Origin of the sequence: Mesorhizobium sp. M4A.F.Ca.ET.020.02.1.1 (assembly GCF_004022645.1) — a bacterium.
Lineage (GTDB): Bacteria > Pseudomonadota > Alphaproteobacteria > Rhizobiales > Rhizobiaceae > Mesorhizobium.
In genome coordinates this window covers 1-2,749 of the sequence record NZ_RZOI01000771.1, presented here as the reverse complement: position 1 = coordinate 2,749, position 2,749 = coordinate 1, and the positions used below count along the sequence as shown (strand labels likewise).

The following is a 2,749-nucleotide window of genomic DNA, read 5'->3' as shown; positions in this document are numbered from 1 at the left end:
CAGTATGTGGCGATCGCCGCGGTCTTCGCCGGCGCTTCGTCGGGCGTCGCCGATCTCGGAATTTCGACCAGGCTCGTGGTGCTCGCGCTGATGATCGTCGCCATCCACGTGCTGTGGCTTCTCGCCGGTGCGGCCTTCGCCCGCTTCCTGCGGCGGCCGCTGGCCTCGCGGATCATCAACCTGATTTTCGCGGCGACACTGGTGCTGACGACGGCACTGGCGGCCTGGCCATAGGCGGGCCGGCGTCAAGAGGCTGCGGTTCAGGCCTTCGCCTTTTCGGCGGCCGCAAGCTCGGCCAGCCGCTTCGCCGCCGTCGGCGGCATTGGCGGCGGGTTCGGCGCGCGCGAGGCCTCGACGAGGAGTTGGTCGCAGGCTGCCTCGGTCTCGCCGATCAGCCGCTGCATGAACTCGTCCTTGGCCAGTCCCGGCGGGATCGGCGGCAGGAAGCGGGCCTTGATGGTGCCGGGATAGCGCAGGAATTTGCGGCGCGGCCAGTAGAGGCCGGCGACGTGGGCGACGGGCACCACCGGGACGCCAAGCTGCGAATAGATCTCGACGATGCCGTATTTGTAGGCCGGCTCGTCGCCCGGAGCGCGGCGCGTGCCTTCGGGGTAGATGATGAGCTGGCGCGGATTGCGGTCCATTTCCGCTCTGGTGGCGGCGACGACCGCCTTCAGCGCCTTGGAGCGACTGCCGCGGTCAACCGGGATCATGCGCATCTTCATGATGTACCAGCCGAAGAAGGGGATCCAGGTCAGCTCCCGCTTCAGGATGTAAAGCGCGTCATCGAGATAAGGGAAAAAGGCGATCGCATCCCAGAAGGACTGATGCTTCGGCGCCAGGATGAAGGACCCTTCGGGCAAGTTCTCGACGCCTGTGATTTCGCTCTTCGTGCCGGCGATCTTGTCGTAGAGCCACATGCAGCTCCGCGACCAGAATTTCGGCACGAACCAGGCCCGGTGACGCGGCGACAGGAAATAGTACGGGGTCCAGAGGATCATCTGGACGACCAGGCTGACATAGAAGACGAAGTTGAACGCCAGCGAGCGGACATAGAGCATGCGGGAAGGGCCCGGTGAGAACGAGTGCGTTGGTTACACCAAGCGCGGGCAAAAAGGAAACGGGCCGAGGTCGGGACAATCCCGATTCCCGAGCCTACCACATTGCCTGCGTGAGACGCTCCTTCAGGCGGGGGGCGGCGAAATCGAGGAAGGCGCGCAGCTTGACCGGCAGCAGGCCCTGGCCGGCATGGACGAGGCTCACCGGCCATGGCGGCGGCTCGAACTCCCGCAGCACGGCCTGCAGCGCGCCGGAACGCACGGCAACCGCGACCTGGTAGGACAGAACCTTGGTCAATCCGACACCGCCGATCGCGGCGTCGATGGCGGCTTCCGCGGTGTTGACGCGAAGCCGGGAGCGGACCGGCACGGCTACCTCGCTCTTGCCGTCGGCGAAGGTCCAGGTGGCGGGGGCTGAGAGGTTCTCGAACGTAATGCAGCTGTGCGCGGCCAAGGCTCCCGGGGTCTGCGGTGTGCCATGCGCGGCAAGATAGGCAGGGCTTGCGCAGACGACACGGCGGATCGCGCCGACACGGATGGCGACAAGGCTGGAGTCGGGCAGGTCACCGATACGCACGGCAAGGTCGATATGCTCGTCGAGCAGATGGGTTATCTGGTCCGACAGCGTCAGCCGGATATCCACCTCGGGATAGGCGGCGAGGAAATCAGTTACCACCGTCAGCACGTGCAGGCGGCCGAAGACGATCGGCGCGGTGACGACCAGTTCGCCCCTGGGCGTGCTGTATTCGCCGGCGGCGGCGCGCTCGGCCTCGCCGACCTCGTCCAGGATGCGGCGGCAGGCAGCGAGGTAGGCCTGCCCGGCATCGGTCGGTGTCAGCCGCCGCGCCGAGCGGTTGAGAAGGCGCGTGTTGAGATGCCGCTCCAATTCCGAAACCTTGCGGCTGACCGTGGCCAGCGGCATGCCTAAATGGCGCGCCGCGGCAGAAAGGCTGCCGGCCTCCACTGCGGCGACGAAAAGCGACATGGCCTCGAGGCGATCCATGGATCTTCCAGGAAATGGAAGGTGCTATTCCAGATATGCCATCTGTATCCGAAATATGGAAGGCTTATGTTTGGGTGCATCACCAGTTTTGGAGGACAGCGCCATATGAACGCCCATGCTTTCGCCAGCGACGTCGCCTTCACGCCGAGCGTCAAGGCGATCCAGGCACGTAAAGGCTCGCGCGAAGCCTATTCCCGCGTCGAGGAGCGCGGCGGCTGGCGGGATGTCATCACGCCCGACCTTGCCGCTTTCATCGCGGCGCAGACCAGCGTCTTCCTGGCGACCGCCAATGGTGAGGGTCAGCCCTACATCCAGCATCGCGGCGGACCGGCCGGCTTCCTCAAGGTGCTCGACGAGAAGACGATCGGCTTCGCCGACTTCACGGGCAACAGGCAATTCATCACCCAGGGCAATCTCGCCGACAATGCGCAAGCTTTCCTGTTCCTGATCGACTATGCCCACCGTCAGCGCATCAAGGTCTGGGGCAGGGCGCGTGTCGTCGAGGGCGACGCCGAACTGACGGCGAGCCTGATGCCGCGAGGCTACAAGGCGCGTCCCGAGCAGGTCATCTTGTTCAACGTCTCGACCTGGGATGCCAATTGCCCGCAGCACATTCCGCAGCGCTTCGAGGCGGCCGACGTGGCAGCGGCGCTGGCCGAACGCGACCGGCGCATCGCGAGCCTCGAAC

At 65.5% G+C, this 2,749-nt stretch carries 3 protein-coding genes and 1 pseudogene; 2 read left to right on the top strand and 2 right to left on the bottom strand.

The window, feature by feature from the left end; all coding sequences use genetic code 11:
* Nucleotides 1-234 (top strand): annotated as a pseudogene (locus tag EN742_RS30850) (LysE family translocator); the annotation flags it as partial.
* A 26-nt stretch (nucleotides 235-260) separates the two neighbouring features.
* Here the strand turns inward: EN742_RS30850 and EN742_RS30845 are convergent.
* Complete coding sequence (locus tag EN742_RS30845) at nucleotides 261-1,061, bottom strand: 1-acyl-sn-glycerol-3-phosphate acyltransferase (RefSeq protein ID WP_126058084.1); 801 nt, start codon at nucleotides 1,059-1,061, stop codon at nucleotides 261-263.
* A 94-nt stretch (nucleotides 1,062-1,155) separates the two neighbouring features.
* A complete protein-coding gene (locus tag EN742_RS30840) occupies nucleotides 1,156-2,061 on the bottom strand; it encodes a LysR family transcriptional regulator (RefSeq protein ID WP_126058085.1) in 906 nt (301 codons plus the stop codon).
* A gap of 105 nt (nucleotides 2,062-2,166) precedes the next feature.
* Between EN742_RS30840 and EN742_RS30835 the strand changes: the two genes are divergently transcribed.
* Nucleotides 2,167-2,749, top strand: a 583-nt coding sequence (locus tag EN742_RS30835; protein WP_128333655.1) for a pyridoxamine 5'-phosphate oxidase family protein, incomplete at its 3' end; no start/stop codon positions are given.

Coding starts and splice junctions, on each gene's coding strand:
- EN742_RS30840 (WP_126058085.1), bottom strand. CDS start 2,061: ATGGATCGCCTCGAGGCCATGTCGCTTTTCGTCGCCGCAGTGGAGGCC.
- EN742_RS30845 (WP_126058084.1), bottom strand. CDS start 1,061: ATGCTCTATGTCCGCTCGCTGGCGTTCAACTTCGTCTTCTATGTCAGC.